Genomic DNA, 2,868 nt, shown 5'->3' on the forward strand with positions numbered 1-2,868 from the left:
AACGGGGCGCCCGAGATCAACGTCCACCGCGAGGCGGCCTAGTAGCCGACCTGGCTCTCCCGGTCGTACGCCGATCCCATTGTGAGAGCGAGCCCGCTCGCGAAGGCGGTCTGACAGCCGACCTGTCTCTCCGGCCATACCCCGATCCAACTGTGGGAGCGAGCTTGCTCGCGATGGCGGAGGGACAGTTTGCGGTGGTGTTGGATGTGCTGGCGTCATCGCGAACAAGCTCGCTCCCACAGGTTTTTGTATCGTGTGCGAATGTTGTGAACACCCGCAAACCCATGTGGGAGCGAGCCTGCTCGCGATAGCGTAGGGTCAGTTTGCGGCGATGTTGGATGTGCTGGCCTCTTCGCGAGCAAGCTCGCTCCCACAGGAGGAACGCGATCACCAAAAAATCAGGTCGGCTATCAGGCCGCCTCGCGGTGGACGTTGATCTCGGGCGCCCCGTTAACCACGCTGGCCCACGGAGCAATGCCGGAGTGCGGGCATGCCGAGCCTAGGCGAGGCACCGAGTGGTGGGGCAGAAGCGTTTTGCTTACTTTTGACTGGGCCGGCTTCCGGGCTCCTCAAAAGTGACCCGCCGTAAGGGCGGAACCCTAAGTGGCCGTTACCGCAGAAACGGATATGTACGCAACCAACAAAACCCTGGCCGACTGTCAGGCCGTCATCGCGGGCAAGCCTTGCTCCCACACAGCGTGCACAAACAAAAAGCCCACCTTTCGGTGGGCTTCGTGTTTCAGCGTTCAGGCATCAAGTCAGAACAATTTCAGCGGCGGTGCTTTCTCCGCCACCGGTTCGTTCTTGCCGGGTTCGGCATTCCAACCACCGCCCAACGCCTTGTACAGATTGACCTCGCTGGTCAGTTGCGCCAGGCGGTCGGTGATCAGCGATTGTTGGGCGCTGAACAACTGACGTTGGGCGTCGAGGAAGGTCAGGTTGCTGTCGACACCGATGCGATAGCGACGCTCGGCCAGGCTGTAGTAGTCCTGGTTGGCGGCGACGAAGGCGGTCTGGGCCTGCAACTGTTCATTGTAGGTCCGGCGTGCGGCCAGGCCGTCGGAGACTTCCTGAAACGCGGTCTGAATCGACTTCTCGTAATTGGCGACGTTGATGTCTTTCTGGATTTTGGCGTAATCCAGGCTTGCCCGCAGGCTGCCGGCGTTGAAGATCGGCAGGTTGATTTGCGGGGCGAAGGTCCAGGTGCCCGAACCGCCCTTGAACAGGCCGGACAGGTCCGGGCTCAGGGTGCCGGCGTTGGCCGTCAGACTGATGCTGGGGAAGAACGCGGCCCGTGCGGCGCCGATGTTGGCGTTGGCGGCCAGCAGGTTGCGTTCGGCCTGGAGGATGTCCGGGCGACGTTGCAACAGGTCTGACGGCAACCCCGCCGGCACTTCGCTGAGCAGGTCATCGCTCAGCGGTTGGGTGCTCAGGTTGGACGGCAGACCAGTGCCCAGCAGCAGGGTCAGGCTGTTTTCATCCTGAGCCACCTGGCGGGTATAGCGCGCCAGTTGTACGCGGGCGTTTTCCACCGCCGTGCGTGCCTGGCTCAGGTCCAGGGCCGAGGCCACGCCGACTTCGGCGCTGCGGGAGGTCAGCTTGAGGCTTTGCTCGTAGGTGCCCAGGGTTTCCTGGGTCAGCTTGAGCAGTTCCTTGTCGGCCTGCCAGGTCAGGTAGGCGTTGGCAACGCTGGCCACCAGGCTGATCTGGGTACTGCGACGGGCCTCTTCGGTGGCGAAGTAGCTTTGCAACGCTTGCTCGCTCAGGCTGCGCACCCGGCCGAACAGGTCCAGTTCATAAGCACTGATGCCCAGGGTCGCGGAGTAGGAGCTGCTGATGGCTGCCTCACCGGTTTGCGACGCCCGTGCCGGCACTCGCTGACGGCTGCCGGAACCGGTGGCCGAGACCGCCGGGAACAGGTCCGCCCGCTGGATGCGGTATTGCGCGGCGTAAGCATCGATATTCAGCGCCGCGACGCGCAGGTCGCGGTTGTTTTCCAGGGCAACCTGGATCAGCTGTTGCAAGGCCGGGTCATGGAAAAACTGTTTCCAGCCCTGTTCGGCGGCGGCCTGGCTGGCCGCCTTGGCCGGCTCGTAGGCCGGACCTTGCGGGTACTGCGTGGCGACCGGTGCTTCGGGCCGCTGATAATCGGGGATCAGCGAGCAGCCGCTGAGCACGACGGCGGCGATGGTCAGAGAGAGGAGCGACTTGCTCATTGGCCAGCCTCTTTAGAAGTTTCAGGAGTGTCGTCCTGGTCGATATTTTTGCGACGGCCTATCGACGACACAGTCACGAAGAACAATGGCACCCAGAAAATCGCCAGGATGGTGGCGGTCAACATACCGCCGATCACACCGGTGCCGATGGCGTGCTGGCTGCCTGAACCTGCGCCGGTGGAAATCGCCAACGGCACCACGCCGAGAACGAACGCCAGGGACGTCATGATGATCGGCCTTAGACGCATCCTACAGGCTTCAATGGCGGCTTCCACCAGCGTGCGGCCCTGTTCGTGAAGTTCCTTGGCGAATTCCACGATCAGAATAGCGTTTTTCGCCGCCAGACCGATGGTCGTCAACAAACCCACCTGGAAGTACACGTCGTTGGACAGGCCGCGCAGGCTGGTCGCCATCAAGGCACCGATGATCCCCAGTGGTACCACGAGCATGACCGCGATCGGAATCGACCAGCTTTCATACAGCGCAGCCAGGCAGAGGAATACCATCAGCAGCGACAAGGCGTACAACGCAGGCGCCTGGGAGCCGGAAAGACGTTCCTCGTAGGACAGACCCGTCCAGGAAATACCGACGCCGGCCGGCAGTTTCTGGGCGATGGCCTCGACTTCGGCCATGGCTTCACCGGTGGAGTAAC

Annotated in this window: 2 protein-coding genes; both read right to left on the reverse strand. The window is 62.5% G+C overall.

Going from position 1 to position 2,868, the window contains the following annotated elements:
- Window positions 1-758: 758 nt before the first annotated feature.
- Window positions 759-2,216 carry an AdeC/AdeK/OprM family multidrug efflux complex outer membrane factor gene (gene adeC, locus GSM73_RS05260; protein WP_047228033.1) on the reverse strand — a complete coding sequence of 486 codons (1,458 nt, stop codon included), beginning with the start codon at window positions 2,214-2,216 and terminating at the stop codon, window positions 759-761.
- Window positions 2,213-2,868: efflux RND transporter permease subunit (locus GSM73_RS26915; protein WP_256676717.1), on the reverse strand; the 656-nt coding region annotated here is incomplete at its 5' end. The genes adeC and GSM73_RS26915, both read right to left, overlap by 4 nt.

The organism is Pseudomonas sp. PICF6, assembly GCF_009831705.1.
In the GTDB taxonomy this organism is placed as follows: Bacteria; Pseudomonadota; Gammaproteobacteria; order Pseudomonadales; family Pseudomonadaceae; genus Aquipseudomonas; species Aquipseudomonas rhizophila.

Coding starts and splice junctions, on each gene's coding strand:
- adeC (WP_047228033.1), bottom strand. CDS start 2,216: ATGAGCAAGTCGCTCCTCTCTCTGACCATCGCCGCCGTCGTGCTCAGC.